General features: G+C 55.7%; 17 protein-coding genes. 9 read left to right on the plus strand and 8 right to left on the minus strand.

Features of this window, described 5'->3' with window-relative positions:
* Positions 1 to 91: 91 nt before the first annotated feature.
* Positions 92 to 391, minus strand: a complete 300-nt coding sequence (locus tag DQX05_RS22815) for a hypothetical protein (RefSeq protein WP_119795417.1) — start codon at positions 389 to 391, stop codon at positions 92 to 94.
* 119 nt (positions 392 to 510) lie between these two features.
* Between DQX05_RS22815 and DQX05_RS22820 the strand changes: the two genes are divergently transcribed.
* Together DQX05_RS22820 and DQX05_RS22830 are read left to right on the plus strand one after the other, a co-directional pair.
* The gene (locus DQX05_RS22820) at positions 511 to 717 is read left to right on the plus strand and encodes a hypothetical protein (RefSeq protein WP_119795418.1); all 207 of its coding nucleotides are present in this window, start codon (positions 511 to 513) and stop codon (positions 715 to 717) included.
* Positions 718 to 1,295: 578 nt separating this feature from the next.
* Positions 1,296 to 2,189, plus strand: a complete 894-nt coding sequence (locus DQX05_RS22830) for a polysaccharide deacetylase family protein (protein WP_119795420.1) — start codon at positions 1,296 to 1,298, stop codon at positions 2,187 to 2,189.
* 11 nt (positions 2,190 to 2,200) lie between these two features.
* On the opposite strand, the gene DQX05_RS22835 is transcribed toward DQX05_RS22830, so the two are convergent.
* Complete coding sequence (locus DQX05_RS22835) at positions 2,201 to 3,262, minus strand: HD-GYP domain-containing protein (protein WP_119795421.1); 1,062 nt, start codon at positions 3,260 to 3,262, stop codon at positions 2,201 to 2,203.
* Between the two features lie 272 nt (positions 3,263 to 3,534).
* On the opposite strand from DQX05_RS22835, the gene DQX05_RS22840 reads away from it, so the two are divergent.
* From DQX05_RS22840 to yfkAB, 5 genes are all read left to right on the plus strand, one after another.
* The gene (locus DQX05_RS22840) at positions 3,535 to 4,986 is read left to right on the plus strand and encodes a bifunctional metallophosphatase/5'-nucleotidase (RefSeq protein ID WP_119795422.1); all 1,452 of its coding nucleotides are present in this window, start codon (positions 3,535 to 3,537) and stop codon (positions 4,984 to 4,986) included.
* A gap of 21 nt (positions 4,987 to 5,007) precedes the next feature.
* Positions 5,008 to 5,835: an undecaprenyl-diphosphate phosphatase gene (locus DQX05_RS22845; protein WP_119795423.1), complete on the plus strand. Its 828-nt coding sequence runs from the start codon at positions 5,008 to 5,010 to the stop codon at positions 5,833 to 5,835.
* A gap of 197 nt (positions 5,836 to 6,032) precedes the next feature.
* Positions 6,033 to 7,118 carry an HD-GYP domain-containing protein gene (locus DQX05_RS22850; protein WP_119795482.1) on the plus strand — a complete coding sequence of 362 codons (1,086 nt, stop codon included), beginning with the start codon at positions 6,033 to 6,035 and terminating at the stop codon, positions 7,116 to 7,118.
* Between the two features lie 60 nt (positions 7,119 to 7,178).
* Positions 7,179 to 9,422, plus strand: coding sequence for an MMPL family transporter (locus tag DQX05_RS22855; RefSeq protein WP_119795424.1), 2,244 nt, complete (start codon positions 7,179 to 7,181; stop codon positions 9,420 to 9,422).
* Positions 9,423 to 9,586: 164 nt separating this feature from the next.
* Positions 9,587 to 10,738, plus strand: coding sequence for a radical SAM/CxCxxxxC motif protein YfkAB (yfkAB, locus tag DQX05_RS22860; protein WP_119795425.1), 1,152 nt, complete (start codon positions 9,587 to 9,589; stop codon positions 10,736 to 10,738).
* Positions 10,739 to 11,785: 1,047 nt separating this feature from the next.
* On the opposite strand, the gene DQX05_RS22865 is transcribed toward yfkAB, so the two are convergent.
* The gene (locus tag DQX05_RS22865; protein WP_119795426.1) at positions 11,786 to 12,796 is read right to left on the minus strand and encodes a YpdA family putative bacillithiol disulfide reductase; all 1,011 of its coding nucleotides are present in this window, start codon (positions 12,794 to 12,796) and stop codon (positions 11,786 to 11,788) included.
* Positions 12,797 to 12,995: 199 nt separating this feature from the next.
* On the opposite strand from DQX05_RS22865, the gene DQX05_RS22870 reads away from it, so the two are divergent.
* A complete protein-coding gene (locus DQX05_RS22870) occupies positions 12,996 to 13,691 on the plus strand; it encodes an HAD family hydrolase (protein WP_119795427.1) in 696 nt (231 codons plus the stop codon).
* 72 nt (positions 13,692 to 13,763) lie between these two features.
* Here DQX05_RS22870 and DQX05_RS22875 read toward each other — a convergent pair whose 3' ends face one another.
* Genes DQX05_RS22875 through DQX05_RS22895 form a run of 5 tightly spaced genes read right to left on the minus strand, consistent with a single transcriptional unit; the run spans position 13,764 to position 19,961 of the window.
* Positions 13,764 to 14,927, minus strand: coding sequence for a YheC/YheD family endospore coat-associated protein (locus DQX05_RS22875; protein WP_119795428.1), 1,164 nt, complete (start codon positions 14,925 to 14,927; stop codon positions 13,764 to 13,766).
* A gap of 21 nt (positions 14,928 to 14,948) precedes the next feature.
* The gene (locus DQX05_RS22880) at positions 14,949 to 16,058 is read right to left on the minus strand and encodes a YheC/YheD family endospore coat-associated protein (protein WP_119795429.1); all 1,110 of its coding nucleotides are present in this window, start codon (positions 16,056 to 16,058) and stop codon (positions 14,949 to 14,951) included.
* Entirely contained in the window at positions 16,055 to 17,431 is a 1,377-nt protein-coding gene (locus DQX05_RS22885) for a YheC/YheD family endospore coat-associated protein (protein ID WP_119795430.1), read from the minus strand. Before DQX05_RS22885 ends, DQX05_RS22880 begins: the two co-directional genes overlap by 4 nt.
* Positions 17,428 to 18,585: a YheC/YheD family endospore coat-associated protein gene (locus DQX05_RS22890; RefSeq protein WP_119795431.1), complete on the minus strand. Its 1,158-nt coding sequence runs from the start codon at positions 18,583 to 18,585 to the stop codon at positions 17,428 to 17,430. The genes DQX05_RS22885 and DQX05_RS22890 overlap by 4 nt, the downstream gene beginning before the upstream one ends.
* A 14-nt stretch (positions 18,586 to 18,599) precedes the next feature.
* Positions 18,600 to 19,961 carry a YheC/YheD family endospore coat-associated protein gene (locus tag DQX05_RS22895; RefSeq protein WP_119795432.1) on the minus strand — a complete coding sequence of 454 codons (1,362 nt, stop codon included), beginning with the start codon at positions 19,959 to 19,961 and terminating at the stop codon, positions 18,600 to 18,602.
* A gap of 153 nt (positions 19,962 to 20,114) precedes the next feature.
* Between DQX05_RS22895 and DQX05_RS22900 the strand changes: the two genes are divergently transcribed.
* Positions 20,115 to 21,287: a DUF445 domain-containing protein gene (locus DQX05_RS22900; protein WP_182914847.1), complete on the plus strand. Its 1,173-nt coding sequence runs from the start codon at positions 20,115 to 20,117 to the stop codon at positions 21,285 to 21,287.

Here is a 21,287-nt window from a genome sequence, read left to right on the forward strand (position 1 = left end):
CCGCGCAGCCTTGCTAGTGGCAACAGCCTAGGCGCCCCAAGTGCCTAGCCGCGCAACCTTGCAAGGGCACCAGCATAGCGCCCCAAGCGGCCTAGCCGCGGCATTGTAAGGGGAGCAGCAATTGCGCCAAGTGGCATTCCTGCAAAAGTGCAGCAATTTTGGCAAGGTCAGGGGAAATATCACGAAATTGCTGCGCAGCTGCATCATTTTCTTCAAACTGCGACGTATTCAAGCGAAAACGAGTGAAATTCCTGCACTTTTGCAGGATCCCCTTTTCCAACGATCGGATCATGTAGAATTCCTGTATTTTTGCATCATTCCTGGCAGGCGAAGGAACCGTTCGAACATACAGGACAACCTTATCTCGCGACAAGCCGCCCATCATAGTCAATCCAGTTTACACTTCCCTCGCAGCGGAGAAAACTGCATCTTTTTACCGTTGTATATCGAATATGTGTTCGTATATGCTAGCTAGAAGTAAACAAATGCGAATATTCGGAGTGATGTATAGTGAAGACAGAGCATTATATAGGCAGCACGATCGAAATCATCTATGAGGATCGGCACGGAACCATTACTCAGCGGCGAATTGTCGTGCGCAATATCCGGGAGGACGTCCTGCATGCAACCTGTCTCGCGGCAAGGGGATGGCGACCGTTCCGGCTGGAACGCATTTTATCCTGGAAGCCGCTGACCGGCCGCGGGCGATCGGCATGATACATCCTGACCAGAACGTGGTACAGTAGAAGAAATAGCTGGAAACCGCAAGTCTTAGAGGATAGCCTATGCGCAGCCATCTCTTGCACCTGAACCGTATGCGCAACCATCGCCGATTGATGAATTGGCTCGTTCTCGCCGCCCTGATAATCCTTTTTGCTGGATATCGATCGTACACCTATACAGAAAAGCAGGCGGCGCTTGAATTCTCCAGACAGTATGTGAAAGCGACCTACGCCGATAATTTTCAAATAGATGAAGGGTAGAACATGATTTCTCTAGAGGACCTACATTATCTCTGCTAATGATATCGATCGGAATATAATCTATATTCTTGTCTTGAAGAAAAATTCGTCAGGCGGCTTTCGTGTAATGGAGTCAATTGAACAATAGCAACCAGATATGCAGTATTTCCTCACCTCTGTTCCCAGGCTCCTTCTGCCAACGCAGAATTCCTCGAATTCGGTTCCGCCGCATGAATGTCTTCCCTCCGCTGGCGCATAATAAGTGAATCTTCACTGCTTGCGCCGCATCGCGCACCGCAGAGAATGCTCGACAGTTGTGAAGGAGGAAGCGACATGAAGCGCGTAAGGAAAAGCCTGGAGCGTGCGGCACGAATCGGGATGAGCTGTCTTGTGGCTATAGCCTTGCTGTTCGTTGCGCCAGAGACGAAGGTTCATAGAGGGGAGGCTGCAGGAAACGTTGCCGGCGATGAGGCCGTCCGGCAGAGACACCCTGCTGCTGCGGCTATGGAAGAACTGGAGCCAATGCCGGCGAACGCAGCTATAAAGCCGGTTCGTAAAGATCGGGCTTACTTCGAGGAGCGGGGAGATATCGTATGGGAGGTGCCGTCAGCCGGTAAGCGAATTGCCCTCACCTTTGATGATGGTCCTGATCCCAAAAATACGCCTGCCATTCTGGAGCTGCTGAAGCAGCATGACGCCAAGGCTACCTTTTTCCTGGTTGGTTGGCGGGTGAAGGATAATCCGGAATTGGTGAAACGTACCGTCCGTGAAGGGCATGAGGTCGGGAACCACTCGTATTACCATAAATATTTCCGCCGCGGGATTTCGGCCGCTGAGATCAAGGAGGATATGATGAAGGCGCACCGGGTCATCAAAGAGGTGACCGGAACGGCCCCTCACTTGTATCGTCCGCCCGGCGGCTACTATAATCAGCAACTGGTCGACGTCGCTCGTGCCAACGATTACCGCATCGTCATGTGGTCATGGCATCAGGACACGAAGGACTGGAGCTCGCCCGGTGTGCAGCGCATCGTCAATAAAGTACTGAATTCGGCCCGAAATGGGGATATCGTGCTGATGCATGATTTCGCGGAGGGCCGTGCGCAGACGGTGGAGGCGTTGAAGCAGATTTTGCCGGAACTCAAAAAGCGGGGCTACTCCATAGTCACGGTCTCCGAGTTGATGTCGCACCGGGTCAAGGGAGAATTGAAAACGCCCCGCAAATAATAATGATGCAGCTACACGTATACATGCTCGATTTCCAACTGTCTCCGCTGTGCCAGATCGACGAACTCTTGATCGATTTGCACGAGCGGGCGGAACAGCTCGGTCTGATTCGACATCACGATGACTCCCGTCCGGCCGTCATTCAGGCGGGCTTGCTTGTGCAGGAAGTTCGGAATCATGTTCCGGATAAAGGTGTGGGTCATCGTCGGATCCAATTGACCAAAACTCATCGCGTGCAGATCCCGCAATACGCAGAACAGATTCTGCTTCGGCTGACCGCTGCAGGTCGAGGTCATCTCACTGTACACAGCGGCAATTGCAACGATACGGGAGACGGGATGAATCTCGTCTTCCTTCAGGCCAGACGGATAACCGCTTCCATCTAGCCGTTCGTGATGCTGCAGCGCGGTCAGATACAGCCATTCGTCCTCATAGGTCCCTCGTAGCAAGTCGCACCCGAAACGGGTGTGCTTTTTCATTTTCTCGACTTCTTCCTCGTTCTGAATACCCGCAGCAGTAAGCGATGAGGTATCCGTATCCACCAGAGCCATGCCGATCTCATGAAGGAAGCCGGCCTTGCCGACACGCACCGCATCCGCTTCATTATAATTCAGCCACTTCGCCAAATAATAGGATAGCATTCCGACTTGGACCGAATGCTGGTAGGTGCAATCATCTTCCGCCTCCATCCTCAAGAGCAGGGAGACGACATCCCGTTCCGCTTTGATCTGGTGAATCAGCGGCGTTAATGTTTGTTCCACCTGTTCATCTTGTATATGACCATGGGCAGCCGCCTCATAGAATAACTGCTCCACTCCGGCGACCGCTTCCTTATAGGAAGACTGCAGTTGATCCGTTCCGGAAGAGGAAACTAATTGTGGAAGCGTTGTCATCGATTCGGCTTGTCTCTCTTCAATATCGATAAAATCAAGATGATGCCGCAGGAGCAGGGCGATATCCTTCTCCTTCAATTTCGTTCCAGCGGAAATCACAAGAAGACCGTGTGAATTAAAAATATCCTTCGCTACGATATCGCCGTCCGTAACGCTTAAGACATGAACCTTCACGTTCATTCACCGTCCTAGCCAAAAATAGACAACATATGTACCGTAATCATATCAACTTCATTGGAACGTGACAACAGCATTTCCCATTTTGCTTAAAAATTATCGGTCATCAAATCAACGCAGCGCTCGTATACAGAATAATAAGGCTTGTATGCTCCGCTCCTTCCGGCGAGGGTGCCCGGCCATCCCTTCGTTCTTCCACAGTAGTCACCCGAATCGGACACATGCTATTCTAATCTGTGCATGACATTCTAGATTAGGGAAGGATGGGAGATACGATGCCATCGCCTCAGTTGAATACATCGGCTTCGATTCTATTGCTATACACGAACGATATTCATAGCCATTGGAACGGAGCGGCCCGTCTAGCCTCGCTCATGAGCCGTTACCGGCAGCATTGCGGGGAGAAGATCGTGCTGCTGGACGGTGGCGATCATATGGACCGGGCTTATATGGAGACAGAGGGGACCTACGGCGCAGCGAATGTGCGGCTTATGAACCGGCTCGGCTACGATGCCGCTGTGATCGGCAATAATGAAGGGCTGACATTCGTGCCGGAGCGGCTCGGGCAAGTGTATCGGAGCAATGCACGCTTTCCTGTCCTGGCCGCAAACGTCACCGCGCTCAGCACCGGGCAGCGTCCGGACTGGCTGAAGCCGTGGGTCGAGATGGAGCGCGAAGGAATTCGGATCGGCATCGTCGGCGTTACTGCTCCTTATGTCGATTATTACCGTTTGCTCGGATGGGAGGTAGGCGAGCCGATATCCGCCGTTCGGGAGGCGCTCTCTGCTCTCCGTCCTCGCGTTGATCTGCTCGTCGTCCTGTCGCACTGCGGGCTGACGACGGATGTGAGAATGGCAGAAGAAACGGAAGGGATCGACCTTATTCTGGGCGGGCACAGCCATCACCTGCTTCCGGACGGGCATAAAGTGGGCCGGACCTGGCTGCTGGCTGCGGGGAAATACGGCGATCATCTGGGTGTGGCCGAGTGCCGGCGGGCCCCATCGGGGGAGATGGAGCTGTCAGTGCGTTGTACTCCAGTGACCGGAGAGCTTCCTGATCCGATCGTGGAGGCCGAACTTCTCCAGGTCAGGGCCGAGGGGACCCGGACACTGTCTGTCCCTGTCGCTCAAGTCGCGGAGCCGCTCGCCGTGCGTTACGATCGGCCGTCTCCTCTCGGCCAGCTGCTGGCCCAAGCTATTCGCGACCATACCGGAGCGGATATCGGTCTCGTCAATGCGGGCCAACTGCTTGGGGATCTGCCAGCCGGCACGGTGACCGAGGGCATACTGCATACGCTATGTCCCTCTCCCATTAATCCGGTCCGGATGCATCTATCCGGCGCAGACGTGAAGCAGGCAATCCGGGAGAGTCTCCATGAGGAATGCTACGGGCGGGTGGTCCGCGGTTATGGGTTCCGCGGGGATCAGCTTGGCACGCTGTGCGTGGACGGGCTCCAGGTGGAATGGACGTTCGATCCGTCCGAACCGGACGAGGAGCGGATCCGGCTGTGGTTCGACGGCCGGGAAGTGGCCGATAACGACAGGCTTGTCGTCGGCACGATCGACATGTTTGTTTTTGGCGGAGGCTATCCGAGCTTGAAAAATGGACAGGATATCACGTTTTTCCTGCCGGAGATGCTGCGCGATATTTTGGCCGTCCAGCTGCGGAAGGCGGAGGAACTGCGCCGCTGCCGCGAGGATCGGCTTGCGATTGTCCATTATCGTTAGTCGGAAAGGTGGACACCTATCATGGTCTATATTTGGATAGCGGTCATTTTGGGCATCGTGGAAGGCTTGACGGAATTTATCCCGGTTTCCTCTACCGGGCATATGATTTTGACGACCCGGCTTATGGGCATCGCCGAACAGGAGGAATTTCTGAAGACGTTCGAGATCGTCATCCAACTGGGCGCGATTCTCGCGATTACGGTCGTGTACTGGCAGCGGATTCTTGAGATGCTCGGACTGCGAAGCCGGACGGTGGCGCAGGGGCATGTCCGCACGCAGCAGCTCAATCTGCTGCATGTGGCGCTTGGCATCGGTCCCGCCCTCATCGTCGCTTTCTTCGCCCGAGATTACATCAAGAGCCAGTTCGACAATACTCCGACCATACTATGGGCTCTTGTGGCCGGAGGCGTATTCATGTGGATTGCGGAATGGTTCGGCTCCCGGCGCAAGCCGGCCGCAGAGACGATGGATGACATTACGTACCTGCAGGCGTTTTTGATCGGACTGTACCAGATTCTCTCTGTCGTCTTTCCGGGCTTTTCCCGTTCGGGCTCGACGATGTCCGGGGGCATGCTAAGCGGGGTCAGCTATCGGGCGGCTGCCGACTTCTCCTTTCTGATGGCGATTCCGATTATGTTCATGGCGAGCGGCTACGAACTGATCGACGGGTATCGCATGCTTACCCTGGATATTATCGGTTTTTTTGCTCTCGGCTTTATCGTTTCCTTTATCGTTGCGTATATCGTTGTCGTCATCTTTTTGAAGCATATCCAGCGCATTCGGCTGCGCCATTTTGCCATCTATCGCTTCGTGCTTGCCGGACTGTTCTGGTTCTTTATTATCCGGTAAATCGGCGATGCCAATGCGGACGTTCACCATCCGACAGTTTCTGCAACAACCCGCTCCGGGTAGCGACAGAAAGCAACATTCTCCTCTTCGCGCACGGCAGCATTTTTGCTATGATAGAGTAGCTGATGGAGTCGTACGATCATAGGAAAAGAAATTGCAAAGTCAGAAACAGCAGGGGTTGACCATGTGTGCGTTGGATGCCAATTCAGGCTTGCCGTCCCGGCATGCGGCTAGCGAAAAAAATTTTCAATGAAGAAGGCCTCGTCCTGTTGAACGAGGCGGTACAGTTGTCCGAAGCATATATTGACCGGCTCTGGAAGATGGGCGTCTCTTATGTCTACATTGAGGATAACCGGACGGAAGGGATCGAGGCTCCTTCGCTGTTAAGCGAGGAGACGCGCAGGGAAGCGACGGGCGTAGTTCGGCACCAGTTCAAGCAGATGATGAATGATTCGACATCACGGAAGCAGCCGCGGCAACCCTCTTCGATTGGCAAAGCATTTGGAGGCATACTCGATTCGATTATCGACGAGCTGTCCGGCCATGAAGACGCAATGGTCATGCTGAACGATATGCAGGCGACCGATCATTACCTGTTCCAGCATTCGTTGAATGTATGCATTTATACGACGCTGCTTGGCATCCACCACGGGTATGGGAAGGAAGAGCAGCGGGTATTGAGCATGGGCGCGCTGCTTCATGATATCGGGAAGACGCAGATTGATCTGAATATTTTGAACAAGCCCGGGAAGCTGACGGATGAGGAATTCGCTCAGATGAAGCGGCATGCCGAGCTTGGCTATCTCATCTTGAAGGAGGAGCCGAATATTCCGCTGCTTGCCGCCCATTGCGCATTTCAGCATCATGAGCGTCTGAACGGCAGCGGCTACCCGCGCGGAATTCGTTCCGATGAGATTCATGAATATGCGAAATGGGTGGCGATCGCCGATTCCTATGATGCGATGACGTCGCATCGGGTGTATAAGGAGGCGATCTTGCCCCACGTAGCGCTGGAATTGCTGTACACGGGAGCGGATACGCTCTATGATGCATCGATGCTTGCCGTGTTCCGTGACCGGCTTGCAGTCTATCCCGTCGGGATGTCCGTCCGCCTGAGCACGGGCGAGACCGGCGTCGTTGCCCGCATTCATTCGGAATACCCCCAACGGCCGATTGTGCGAATCTTGACCGGACCCGAGGGAGAAAAGCTCGCCGTGCCGCACGAGGTCGATCTGGCCCGGTCGTTGAATGTGACGATCGTCAGCTCGCACATCCAAAATTGACCCTGTCACTCGGGAAGCTTACAATGAAGCTATAATAAGAGTGGTCAGGGGGCGACATACGTGCGGGAATCGGACAGCCGCGGCTTTTTTTGGACATGGGGACAATGGGTATACCGTCGACGACACGCTGTGTGGATCGGTTGGACGGTATTCTTTTTGGCCATGTCTCTCTTAGCCCTGCAGGTTCCTTCGATGCTCAAGGATAACGGCTTTACGCCCACCGGCAGCGAATCGGAGCAGGGGCTGTCCATACTGCGCAGCGAGGTCGGGCTCTCTTCGACGACGATGGATATCGTCTATGAGAGCCGGGATGGCTCCTCCTTGATGACGGAAGACATATTCAGGCTGATCGAACAACGATTTTCCGGACTGAAGCAGGAGCCGTACGTCAGCGACGTCCGTATTCGCCAGGAAGGGCGGCAGGATGACGCGCGGCAGGATGTCGTCGCCGTCCACGTCATTCTCAATCTGGATACGAATGAAGCGTTGGAGAGATATCCGGAGATCCGCAGCCGGATACCCGATCTTCCGCAGGCTGACACCTATGTCAGCGGAGCGACCCCCGTCTATTACGATATGCAGGAAGCGAGCAAGCGGGACATTGTGAAGTCGGAGTTGATTGGACTGCCGATTGCGCTCATCGTTCTGCTTGCTGTATTCGGCACGCTGCTGGCCGGACTGCTGCCGCTCATCGTCGGTGTTGTCAGCGTGATTATCACCCTCGGTCTGATCTACTTCATCTCATTTGGGACCGATTCGCTCAGCAACTTTCTCCCGAATGTCGTGACGATGCTCGGGCTCGCCGTCGGGATCGATTATGCGCTGTTCATGGTAAGCCGCTTCCGGGAAGAGCTGCGGCAGCAGGGCTCGGTTGAAGCCGTGGTGGCGATGACCGCCCAGAAAGCGGGGCGCTCGATATTTTTCTCCGGTGTGGCAGTGTTGATCGGGTTGGTGGCGATGGCGTTCATCGATCTGGCTCTGTTCCGTTCCTTGAGCCTGGGCGGCGTGCTCGTCGTGACGATGTCCGTCATCGTAGGCAACTCGCTGCTGCTGGCTCTGCTGGGCGTATTCGGCGAGCGCATCAATCGCTTTCCGGTTATTCCTGTGCGCTTCCGCAGCCTGGATGCGGAAGGAGGCAGCGCCTTCTGGCGCGGAATCGCGCATCGCGTAATGAAGCGGCCGGTTACGATTGTCATCATCCTGTTCGTTCTGCTGACCGGCCTCGCGCTGCCGATGGCCGGCATGAATATCGGTATTCCGGACGCGGAGATGCTGCCGCCGAAGTACGAGTCGCGAGCTGGCTCCGATCTGCTGAACGAGGCATATGACAAGCGGGAACTGAACCCGATTCTCATCGCGCTGCGTATGGAGCAGCCCTATACGGATGCCGGGACGATCCGGCAGGTGGAAGCCTGGCAGACCGAGCTGAGCCGGATCAATGGAGTGCGGCGCGTCGACAGTTACGTAAGCTTGATGAGCAGACTGCCCGGCCTGGACGCGAAGGCGGAGGCCTTGAAGGATCCTGCCCTGCGCGCTCAATTGGAGAGCAGCCATCTGTCGAAGGAGCGGCTTATCGTCATGCAGGTCATTCCCGATGGCGACCCGGAAGGGCAGGAAGTGCGCGATCTCGTCCACAGCCTGCGGAATTGGGAGCTCCAGGGCGGAATGACCGCCAAATATGTGACAGGCGGACCGGCGGTGCAGCTCGACATAATCGAGCGCATTACGGGGGCGCTTCCTTATGTCGTCGTCTTCATCCTGATCGTGACATACTTGGTATTGTTCATCGCTTTCCGTTCGGTTCTGCTTCCATTGAAGGCGGTGCTGATGAACATATTGAGTCTCGGATCGAGCCTCGGCATCGTCGTGCTTGTCTTCCAGCACGGATATTTGGCCGATCTGTTCCAGGTCACGTCGACCGGCATGGTGGTTGCGATGCTGCCGGTCATCATATTTTGCGTCGTCTTCGGCATATCGATGGATTATGAAGTCTTCCTGTTGTCGCGGATTGCCGAGGAATACGAGCGTACGGGACATAACGAGCACAGCACGGCAGACGGCCTCATGAAGACCGGCGGAATCATTACGAGCGCCGCCTTCATTTTAATCGTCGTGGTAGGCGCCTTTATTTTCACGGATAATGAAATGATGAAAGCGATCGGCCTTGGGCTGGCCACTTCGGTACTGCTCGATGCGACCTTGATCCGCATCTTCCTCGTGCCCTCGCTGATGAAGCTGATGGGGCGGGCCAATTGGTGGGCGCCGAAGGGGTTCCGTCGCAAGGAGAAGAAGCGTGCGGCCTAATCGATAATCGGCCCGGATGACCAGCTTTGCCCGGAGCAAGCGCTTCGGCTGCACGGAGCGAGCCTCTGGCCGCTCGACAGTTGGAGAGATGACTGCTGTTCGGGCAGGGTGGCGAAGGAAATCGCCAGCCAACAGGTTAATGGAAAAATAAGGTGGAATGTAGTATGAATCAACTAGAAATGGAACGAGTCAAGGAAAAGCAACAGATCAGCCCGGCGTATGATCCTTGGGATCCGATTCGCTCGCTGCGCGCGTACGGACGTCATGTCCTGACCAGCGTCGAGATGACGGTGGCCCAGATGTGCAACATGCGCTGCGAGCATTGTGCGGTAGGACACACGCTCATGATGAGCGAGCCGCCGAAGCTGCCGCTCTCCCTCATGCTCAAGCGGCTGGATGAGGTCGAGCATCTGGAGACGCTCAGTATTACGGGAGGGGAGCCGATGTTCCATCTGAAGACCGTAACCGACTATATCGTTCCGATTTTGAGATACGCCAGCGAACGAGGAATACGGACCCAGATCAACTCGAATCTGACCTTCGATATCGGCCGCTATGAACTGGTCGCTCCATATTTGGACGTCATGCACATTTCGTTCAACTATACGTGCATGGAAGATTTCCATGCGGTCGGGTTCACTCATACAAGCCATGAGGTCAAGTCCGGGGCCGCATCCCGGTTATATGAGCGCATGATCGAGAATACGAAGCGGCTGAGCGAGGCAGGAATGTACATTTCGGCCGAGTCGATGATCAACTACCGGACACACAGTCAGCTGAGCGAGATTCATCAGCTTATCGTCGAGATGGGCTGCCAGCGCCATGAGGTGCATCCAATGTACCCTAGCTCGTTCGCTCAGAATCTTCCGGTGCTGCCGCTGTCCGATCTGAGACAGTCGATACATCGGCTGCTCGACACCCGCCACCAAGACGTCTGGATGCTGTTCGGGACGCTGCCTTTCTTCGCTTGCAATACGGACGAAGAAGACCAGAAGCTCCTTCAGCGCCTCCGCTCTGAGCCGATGGTCACGCTGCGGAACGATCCGGACGGGCGCAACCGGTTGAATGTCAACCTGTTCAGCGGCGATGTCTTCGTGACCGACTTCGCGGACATTCCGGCCTTCGGCAGCATTTACGAGAGCCGGCTGGACGATATTTTCAATTCCTGGTTGCAGGACCATCCGCTGTCCCGCACAGTCGACTGCCATTGCCCGGCGGCCGCCTGCTGCGGACCGAATCTGCTTGTCGCAGATATGTACTACAAGGGCGCCGATTTCAAGACGAGAACGGCCCTGCTGCCAGCCTTGGCGAAGTAAGCAGCAGCTTCAAAATATTTATGATACTGATAGGCGGAGGCCAGTTGGCAATCCGCTTTTTTCATTTGAGAGAGCATGATTTTCAATGTCGGGTAGGGAGTCGGAGAAGGTCCAACTGCCTTATATCCACTCTCCCCGTCGGTCAGGAAGCTGGATGAGCCTGGGTTGCCCAATTACCAGCTCTCCTGTCGTCAGGAAGAAGGGTGTGCTCGGATAGCCTTGTAACCAATCTCCCTTTGGGTCAGGAAGATGTATATGTGCAGGTTACCTTATAACGAAACTCCCCGTCGTTCAGGAGGAATGTGTTTGGATTGCCTTATAACCAATCTCCCTTTCGGTCAGGAAGATGAATGAACTCGGAGTCTCTTATAGCCAATCTCCCCATAAGCCAGGTAGAAAGTGAATAACCATAATAGAATTAGATCTAACAATCAAAATAAGATGGTTTGGATGGAGTGTTCTTGCTTTAAAATAATGTGTTTATCTGAATATTGGATATTGTGTGTTAGAACTTTGAGCCGATGGGGATGTAAAGAACTAGTGGGGGATCGTCCTGACTCGATGTGATAGTGGTGGAAAGAGTTGAAAAGTGAGATCGCCCTGACTCGATGGGATAGCGATGCAAAGAGTTGAAATATGAGATCGTCATGACTCGATGGGATATCGACGAAAAGAGACGGAAAGTGAGGCTGCCCTGATGCAATGGGAGAGTGGTGTCATGTACCGTAATGAAATATGGTGGAGGGCTATCCGTTTACGGCCTGTGATGTAATGCGTGGGAGGCGGCATTCCGTTAGAATGGGCCTTACACTCGTGGAAGGTGCTTGCTTAGTCCAATAAGAACAGAACGTGTTCATTCACGTAGGATGCCTAGTAAGCCGAACGAAGACAGCATAATTTACGGATGAAGCCTGGTTCTATGGAAAGGGGCACGTGTCCGTTTACCGGACGATGCTAGTCCGATGGAGGGCGGCATGCGGACCAATCACGGACGGAGTACGGTCCATGATTGGCGGATCGCACTCCATCCATTTGGGAGCCGGGCGGCTATCCGTTGGTCGTACGGTCTTCCGCCGCGGCGTCGGGGTTGGGGCCGATATGGTCGGCAATCAACCGGCCATGGTAGCGGCCGGTCTCGATGAAGACTTCGTTCGCATTGCGGCCCGATGCGATGACGCCCGCAACATACAGGCCGGGCACGTTCGTCTCCATCGTCTCCGTATCATAGACGGGCTTGTCCTGATCGTTCTGCATGCGGACACCGCTCGACTCCAGCAGCTTGCGATCGGGACGGAAGCCGGTTAGGGCGAGCACGAAGTCACAGCTAATCTCTTCTGTCGACCCGTCGCCGCACTCAAGGCGCACCTGATCTTGGGCAATATCGACGACACGGGAGTCATAACGAATATGGATCCGCTCCTTGGCGAGCTTGCCCTCCAGAATTGGGCGGACCCACGGCTTGATATTGCCGGAGATCTCTGTGCCGCGATAGACGATGGTTACCTGGGCGCCCACCCGCTCACATTCGAGCGCGGCATCGACGGCAGAATTGCTGCCGCCGATGATGACGACCTTCATGCCGGCGTACGGATGCGCCTCCTGGAAATAATGGGTGACATGCGGGAGATCCTCGCCCGGGATGCCCAGGAGGTTCGGATAATCGAAATAGCCGGTCGCAATGACCACATGCCGGCTTCGGTAAGTAAGCGCTTCTCCGCTGCGGGTCTCCGTGTGCAGCGTGAAGATGCCGTCCTCCTTCCTGGCGATATCCTTAACTTCTTCATAGGAGCGGATACGGAGCCCATACTGCTCCGACACCCTGCGGTAATAGACGAGCGCTTCGTGACGGTACGGCTTCTCATTCGGGGTCGCGAACGGGATGCCGCCGATTTCCAGCAGCTCCGGCGTGCTGAAGAACTGGAGATGGGTCGGATAACGGTAGATGGAGTGTACGATGCACTGCTTCTCGATAATGAGCGGATCCCAACCGCTGCGCTGCAATTCGATCGCGGCCGACAGCCCGCAGGGCCCGGCGCCTATAATTATCACTTGTTCCAAATCGGTTCGCCTCCGTGTTACATGCTGTACTATGATGTTATCCGATATGCAGACGTTCCTCAAGTGAACGGGCAGGAGCCGTAACATAATTTTAAAGAGAAGAATAAGGGAAAACGCTCCGGTTGGGCCGCTGCTTATGGTATAGTGGGGTCACTGACCGTTAACTTAATGACGACAATTGGAGGGACTTGTTGTGAGTATGGCCACATTGCGCGCAGACCGGCTTCCGCGCCCGGAAGCGATGATCTTCGATATGGACGGGACGCTGTTCCGCACGGAATCGCTTTTGGTGACAGCGTATCATCGGGTATTCGATACATTGCGGAGCGAGAAGCTGCATGAGGGGCCGACGCCCCCGGAAGATTTGATACTCGGATCGCTTGGTATGCTGCTGGCGGACATCTGGAAGCAGGTCATGCCGGAAGGCAGCCCGGAGGCGCACCGGCGCGCGGACGAGCTTCTGCTGCACTACGAGTTATCCGGATTGAACGAAGGAATCTCGGAGCTGTATCCGCAGGTGAAGGAGACATTGGCCGAACTGCAGCGGGAAGGCGTGAAGCTATTCGTCGCAAGCAACGGGCTGGAGGAATATATACAGGCGATCATAAAGACCTTCGGCATGGACGAGCTGTTCACCGGTTTATACAGTGCGGGGGGAAGAGGCACCGAGACTAAGGTGGAACTGGTGCGGATCCTGAAGTCGGAGCATGGCATCGATTCGGCCTGGATGATCGGCGATCGCTCCTCTGACGTGGAAGCGGGGAAGGAGAACGGACTTGCCGTCATCGGCTGCCAGTATGCCGGCTTCGGTCAGGAACAGGAGCTTGAGGGCTCAGACGTCATCATCCGTCAATTCGACGAGCTGTTGGACTTATACCGTACGACAGCATCTTAACCGCGACAGGCGCAGACTCTGAGAGCTGCGCCTGTCGTATATGATGGACGATTCTGAATTCAACCGTCATTCTTATCCTTCCGATTTGTTGTCGGCTGTCGGCGGCGGCGATTTGTCGGAATCCGGCAGTTTAATGCCCGCCTTTTTCCGGTACAGCCAGGATGCGTATTCCAGCGGGCGCACAATCGAGTTGCGGTACGTCTTCTTGTCGCCGATGCGGTGGAACACTTCTCGCGCCGGCTTCGGATTGACCTCAAGCAGCCAGATGCCCCCTTTCTGGTCGATCGCGAGATCGAGCGCCAGCTCGCAGAGAGCATCATATCGCTTCTCCAGGAATTCGGCTACCGCGAGACTGAGGGCTTCGGCCTCCTTGCGGATATCCTGGATGCGGCCTTTGTCTCCTATCCACTGTGTCAGCAGCTCCTCCATCCGCACGGCCTGGCCTCCGCCATGGAGATTGGATGTGATGCTATTGATCGGTCCGACGCGCCCGGCGCAGCCCGTAACCGACCAGGCGCCAGAGCCGTTCTTCTGAACGAGCATCCGGTAATCATGCACGCGTCCGCTCGGCAGCTTGAGCGCGATGCCCTGCTGGATGAGGTAGCGGTCGTTCGCCTTCCAGGAGGCTAGCCTGGCGGCCAACTGAGAGAAGGTCATTTTCATCGGCCGGATGACCTGCCGCTGATGATCCCTTCCCTCGACATAGACCACACCGTCCGCCGAGCGGAGGCGCTGGATGCGAAGAATGCCGCGCCCTCCCGTACCGTTAATCGGCTTCAGGTAGATCAGCGGCCGCTCCTTCAGCATGCGCTGCACATCCTGAATTCCCGAATACAGCCTTGTGTCGGGAAGATATTTTTTCAAGGACGGGACCGTGGAGAGCACTTGGTAGATCGTCCATTTATTGCGGAGCGGACGATTCAGATACAGGAGTTTCGGGTATTTGCTGCGGAACCGCTTCAGCTGCTCGAACCGGTAGCTTTTCTGAATGCGGCACCGGTCGAAGATCATAGTCGGGAAGCGGGTCCATTTACGCGTCCAGCGCCCGCTCTTCGGATGGTACCACATACCGTTGATTCGCTTCTGATGGTCATCGACATCCTCCGGGGTGAATACGAAGACGGTCAATCCCAGCTTCTTGCCGGCCACAGTCATCTTCTGATAAATATGCCGTTCTTCCAATTGTTTGTGTTCATTCATATAGAGCGTCAAGATGCCAAGAACGGGTTCATCCAAGCGTCTTCACCTTCTTTGACGTTATCCGCCGGTTCGGGACAAATAAGTCGAATACTGGAAAATTCGTTCCAGCGAGCGCCTCCGAATATGAGGCTCATCGAATTTCATTGGCTTCGCATTGGCTTCGAAGAACCAGATGCTGCCGTTCGTATCTACGCCCAAATCCATCGACATCTCGCCAAGCATATGCCCGGAGCCTCGTTCGATCTGCCGGGCGATGATGATGGCCGCGTTTTTAGTCCGGGCCATCGTTCTCCGCGCTTGTTCGGCACCGAAATTTGCGCTGAGCAGCTTCTCGGGATTCTCGATGCTTCCGCCGCGGGGGACATGGGTCGTAATGCTCGAAGAGCCGGCGACACGGGCGCCGACACCGGTAATATCCCATTGGCCTTTGCTGTTCTTCTGCACGAGCACCCGCAAATCAAACGGCCGCCGGTTCAACGTAGCCAGTGGAATGCCTTGCTGGACGATATAATCATGGGTCCCGGCCTGCTTGCGTATCCGGGCCCACAGCTTCGAGATCGTGGCGCATTTGAACAGGGCGCTCCTTCTCTTGTCCTGGGTTTTCAGCCGGAACTTCATCGCTTTCGTATGATTGACGCGCAGCGTCATAATGCCCATGCCGGCCTTTCCCGTCTCCGGCTTCAGGAACAGATAGGGATGTTTGTTCAACATTTTGGCCAGCGCGACAGAGGTGCGCAGCCGCCGCGTCGCGGGGATGAAGGGCCGGGTGGCCCTCGATTTTTTCAGCCATTCGAACAATTGCCATTTGTTGAAAAAGTAAGGATTATACAGGCGAATGCTGTGATGCTCCAGAATCTCCTCAATCTTGTTGCGGACGGCAGGCAGATTCTCATCCTCCCGCAGCGGTATGCGGTTATAGACGATGCGGGGAGGGGGGAACCAATCCTGCTGCCAGGCCTGCTTATCCTCGTTGTAATCATAGCCCGCGATTCGCTTGGCATCGAGCTTCAGATCCCTCACGGTCACGATATATACGGTAAATCCGAGATCCTTGCCCGCACGCAAGATATCCAGGAAGTTATCGCGATTGCCGCGGAATTTTTCCTTGGCATCCTCGATCGTCAGAATGGCGACGACCGGCAGCTGATCTTGCTCTATGCCACTCACATCGGATCCCTCCTGCGGAATTTGCTTAGGAACAAACAGTGATCCAGGATATGTTCAATGGATGATTGACCTTCAGTGCGCAAGGATGGATGCTTGAATATTGAGCGCCCAGGCTTGGCATTGGCCTCGAACATCCATACATGCTCATCCCGGTCAATGCCGAGATCGAAGCCGAGCTCACCAAGCAGATGAGGATAGTTCCGTTCAATGGCCAGCGCCAGTTCGATGGCTACCCTTTTCATATTGACAAGCACTTCGTCGGCTCTGTTGCCGAACATCCGCTGGAGAGCCTGCTCCGGCGTCATCAGTTGACCGCCATTCTTCACGTGGGTGGTAACGCTGCCTTTGCCGGCTTTCTTGGCCCCGATTCCGACAACGGTCCAGTCATTCTCCCCGTTCTTGTGCATATGGAAGCGGAAGTCGATCGGACAGCCATCGATCTCGACGAGCCGAACTCCCTGCTGCACGACATAGTTACGCAGCGAACGGCCGTGCCTTCCTTGCAGCATGCGCATGAGGCTTGAGAATTGCTTGAAGCGGAGCAGCGTGTTTTTGCCGTTGACTGTGTAACGTGCGAAATATCCTTTTCTCGGTAGGTAGGTCAGCCGATAGATGCCGATACCGAGGCTTCCCGAGGTCGGCTTGTAGTAGACGAACTGATGGCGGGCCAGCATGTCGCGAATCGTGTCCGGCGTCGGATTCATGACCGAATCCGGCACGTGGAGATTGGCCTCCAGATCGTTTTCCAGCAGCTCGTAGATATCGGATTTTTTGAAGAAGCTCCAGTTGAAAAAAGGGATGTTCCGGCGAACGAACCGCTCCCGCAGCATCTGGATCGAGGGCGTCGTCTCTGCCCTCCGGCTCGGCAGCCGGTTATATACGACATCCGGCAGCGGCACGGTGCGCCGGATCCAACTGCCGGATTCCGATAGGAAGTAGGCGTTGACGGTCTCGTTATGCCAATTGATGTCGCGCGGAGTGAAGGCAAAGACGTAGGCTTTCTTATTGCCGGCGCGCAAAATTTGCTTAATGAACGAGGTTCGGCCGCCGAATGGATGCGACTGCGTGCGCAGCGAGGAATCCGATAAGATGCCGATTAGCGGTCCCAATTGCAGATCGCCTTCCTGATCGTTGCGAAGATAGACCATACCGGATTTCGGCACCCGGACGAAGCTACGAAGGCCAGCTGGTATGATGACATGGTTGCCTGGACGCTTCACCGGCTTCAGCGTAGCAGGGATTGTCGCCTTGCCCAATCGAAGCCGTACTGATTTTTTGCCGGTTAGCTTCAGTTGCTTCATTAAGGTGCTGGAGAGATACACTGTTTTCTCGGATTTAGGTGTTAAGTGGACGTTGCATACCGTCAAACTCATGGACTTACCCTCCTAAGATGTCGACCCAATACATAGCGCGCATACAAGATGGGATTTTCCACGGATTTCACAGCGGCTTCCCGCTCGCCTGTCTGACGGAAGACCGTCCTGCCCGGCTTCGAATTGACCTCCAGCAGCCACATGCGGGCTTCCCGATCAATGCCGTAATCCAGGCCGACCTCCATCAGACGCCCGTGTCGTGCTTCAAGTAGAGGGGGAATGCGCTCGCTATAGGCATGCAGCTGCTCCATGAGCCGCTCGGCACGCTCCAGGTCGTATTCGCGCTTCAAAAATGGAAGGACAGACACGGCCCGCCCGCCTCCATGGAGATTGGAAGTAATGCTGTCAGGGGCACCGATGCGTGCGGCCATGCCGGTCATCGCCCAACGGCCCCGGTCATTCTTTTGCATCAGCACACGAATGTCGAATGGCTCGCCTGCCTGCGTCAGCAAGGATAAGCAAGGCTGCATGACAAAGGTTCGTCTGCCGATAAAGCCGGCAATCCAGTCGTATCCATTCTCGGTGCATTCAAAATGCTTCGTCAGCGGGCGGTTGCGTTGATCGCGTCCTGTTATATGGAGTAAGGGGGCATGGCTTCCATCTCTTTGCTGTGCCGTCCGGCGATACTGTACCCGGAGCGCAGATTTCCCCTTGGAGCCGGCATGAGGCTTCAGGAACAGGCTTCCGTCGTAGCGGGACAGCGCAGCAGCGAGGCTGCGCTTGCCCTTGTAAAGATGAGTGGGCGGCAGAATCGCGCTCAGGCCAGACTCTGTGGATAAGGAGCGGTAGATGTCCCATTTGCCCCGCAATCCGACCCCCAACTGGGCTGTGCGTCTGCTCCGCAGCAGCTTGGCAAGGGCGGTTGAAGCTTTGGCGCTGGCGCTTCCGCCGGAGAAGATGCACCGGTTGTACACAAGGGAAGGCAACGCGGTAGTGCAAGGCTCCCATCGCTGGTCGCCGTAGACATAACCGTTCACCGTACCGGAAGCAAGGTCGGCCCATTCAGGCGAAAATACGATAACTCGGACGCCGTGTTTGCGTCCGGCCTGACAGAGTCGGCGGCAATATTCAGGCTCGGTGAAGGGGGGAGTGCCGGGCGACTCGTTCTGCAGAACGCCGATGACAGGCTGCTGATCGGTTCTCTTCTTCTTCATTCCCTGCCACCTCCTTAAAATCCGGACAAATACCGGGCGTATTCCACCGTTTTGCGGACGGAGGGACGGACTCGGTTGACGTTTAACGGAGTATTGTCATTTTTGGAAGGCTTGGAGTTGACTTCAAGCAGCCACACTTTGCCTGACGTATCGATAGCCAGGTCAATCCCCAATTCACCGAAGTGAGCGGGAATATGCGTGTCGATGCCGCGCGCGATATCGAGCGCGGCCCGCTGCAGCTTGCCCACGATATCGCTCTTCGCGCCGGTCGGCAGATTCGAGCGGCTGACCGCTTCCTTCACGGTGCTGAGCGTTCCGCCGCGCGCCACATTCGACACGAAATGCTGCGTGCTCGCGGTTCGGGCGACGATGGACGTGATGCTCCAGCGGCCATGAATGTTCTTCTGAACGAGCGCGCGGAAATCAATCGGGCGCTTGGCATAATCGATTAAGTTCAAGCCTTGCTGGATCTGGTAGCGGTTCGTCTTCAGCTTCCCGGACAGGGAAGAGAACAGCTTGGTTAAGCTGTTGAAGTTCTGGCGCTTGGTGCCGCTAATATTGGAATAGAGGGCTTGATAACCGTTATCCGAGGTACGGTTAATGCAGATGATGCCTTTGCCGAGGCTTCCCCGGGCTGGCTTCAGGAAGAGGGTCTGGTATCGTCCGCTCATCGTCTTGAGGGTAGAGTAGCTGCGCAACAAATACGATTCCGGCAAGTAGCGGGTCAACTCCGCACTCGACTTCAACGCGTCGAATACCTCGGTCTTATCCAGAAACTTTTCATTGAATACATGCGACTGGTAGCGTAATTTTACTTCTTTCATGAAATGCTGTACGCTAGGTTTGTTCTCCAGAGATCGTGTAGTCAAGCGATTGTTAACGACATCCGGGATTGGCATGCTGGTGAGCTGCCAAGTTCCTTTTGTAAAAACCCATGCCTGTATCCGTTGAGGGTCCTTCAGATGTTCGGGCGTGAAGAAGCAGGCAACGGCTCCTTGGGATTGGCAGGCATCGACCATCTCCCGGCAGAAGGCGGTAATCGTGCCGAACGGCCGATCTGGAATATCAGGATAATCCCGGCTGATCAGGACGCCGATGAGCGGACCGATTCTCAACGTCTGCTGGGTATACGTTAGCCGCAGGGTACCACCGTTCGACAGGCCCATATTACGGGCAAGCGCATGATTGATCCGGAGCCCGTCAGATTTGGGAACGGAGGATACGGTCACACTCTGTCTGAAGGAACCAAAGCGCAGCGTAATCGGATGGTTTACGGGAATTTTCCATTGCTTGACATAGCTGTCGCCCAACATGATTGTGTCTTCCCGCAAGATGCCGGCACTCACAACGTGGAGCCTCACTTTTGATTTCGACATGTTGGTTCTCCTTCCAACGACGACTTGCATGATGAATCACGGTATGCACCGGGCTGGAGTCGATACTAATACAGGTGAACCGCATACGTAATTCATCATATGAGGACATATTTCCCTTGGTGATTGACCTGCACCATGAAAGGAGGGGTGGACGTGCCCAATTGGTTGTTTATTCTATTTAGCGTCATTGTGGCTGCGTTTGTCGGCGGCATTACGAATCATTTTGCAATAAAGATGCTGTTCCACCCGCGGCAGCCGATTCATCTGTTCGGACGGAGAGTGCCGTTCACGCCCGGCCTCATTCCGAAGCGGAAGTTAGATATTGCGGGCTCGTTAGGGGATGTCGTATCTGAATATTTGGTGACCAGCGATGGGTTGCGGGTGATGCTGCGCCAGCCGGAGGTGCAGGAGCGGGCGGCGGCCGGCCTGGCGGGCTTTCTCGACCGGCTGCTGGCGGATGATCGCACGCTGCGCGAATGGGCCGCGCTTGCCTTCCCCGGGCACAGCTGGCCTGAGCTATGTGCGGCCTGCGGGGAGCGGCTCGACAAGCTGACTGAGTCGGGAATCCGGCGCGGCTTGGCGGGCAGCGGCTGGGACGAGCGTCCGCTGTCCGAGTTCCTGCCGGCAGGGCAGGAGGAGAGCCTGAACCGGCTGGCAGGCAAGGCCGCTTCCGCCATCCTGCTGTCGATTGAGCGGGAACTGCTGTCGTCCAGCGGGCAGCGCATGCTGCTGCGGATGGCGAAGGAGTTCGTGGACCGGTCGAAGGGCTTCATGGGCGTGATGGCGGCCATCTTCGTCGATGAAGATAAGCTGGTCACGCGGATTACGCCTCTGCTGGCGGAGCAGCTTCGTTCCGACAAGGTCCATGAGACCGTGACCCGCATGCTGGAGCGGAAGCTGGAGGATTGGCTGAGCCAGCCGCCGGCCGAGCTGCTGCGCGTCTGGTCGGGCGACGAGTCCGAGCCTGCCGGCCAGATTATCGGGCTGGCGAAGTCATGGCTGCAGTGGAGCCGCCGCTTGGAACGGTGGGGAGACGCGCGGCCGAGCCGCTGGCTGGAGGAGAGCAAGGAGGCTTGGCAGCCCTACGTGCCGCGGCTCGTCGATTCCGCGATCGCGCTGCTGGATCGCAATCTGGACAAGGTCGTGCGTGCCGCTCGTCTGGAGGAAGTCGTCCGTTCACAGGTGGAGCAGTTCCCGATCGAGCGGCTGGAGACGATTATTTTGAGCGTCTCGGGGAAGGAGTTCCGTGCTATCACGTGGCTCGGGGCGCTGCTTGGTGGGATTATCGGCTTGATTCAGTCGCTGATTCTTCTGGCCATCGGTTAG

This window comes from Paenibacillus thiaminolyticus (genome assembly GCF_003591545.1).
Lineage (GTDB): Bacteria > Bacillota > Bacilli > Paenibacillales > Paenibacillaceae > Paenibacillus_B > Paenibacillus_B thiaminolyticus_A.